Annotated in this window: 1 protein-coding gene; it reads right to left on the bottom strand. The window is 67.8% G+C overall.

Annotation, left to right across the window (positions count from 1 at the left end; genetic code table 11):
- The coding region (locus KN815_RS49520; RefSeq protein ID WP_216348253.1) for an RNA-guided endonuclease TnpB family protein at positions 1-376 on the bottom strand (376 nt) is incomplete at both ends.

Raw genomic sequence — 376 nt, 5'->3', positions numbered from 1 at the left:
TCACGCCCGTACCAGGCGCACTTGTACTCCAGCATCATGCGCAGATCCGTCCACGCCGCATCCGAGATGGCACGCGCAAGCTTGCCGTTCTTCAGCAGGTTACGGACGGTCAGGTCCTCGATCACGACCGTTTGGTTCTCACGGACGAGACGAGTGGTCAGCTTGTGCAGGAAGTCCCGGCGCCGGTCAGCGATCCGCGCGTGCACCTTGGCGAGGTGGCGGCGGGCCTTCTCCCGGTTCGCCGAGCCCTTCGCCTTGCGGGACAGCTCCCGCTGCGCCTTCGCGAGCCGCTTACGGTCGCCGCGCTCCTGCCGGGGGTTGGCGATCTTCTCCCCGGTGGACAGGGTCACCAGGGAGGTGACCCCGGCGTCCAGGC

Source organism: Streptomyces niphimycinicus, from assembly GCF_018883605.1.
Lineage (GTDB): Bacteria > Actinomycetota > Actinomycetes > Streptomycetales > Streptomycetaceae > Streptomyces > Streptomyces niphimycinicus.
Note: the sequence above shows the minus strand (reverse complement) of the source record. Positions and strands in the feature narration are given on the sequence as shown.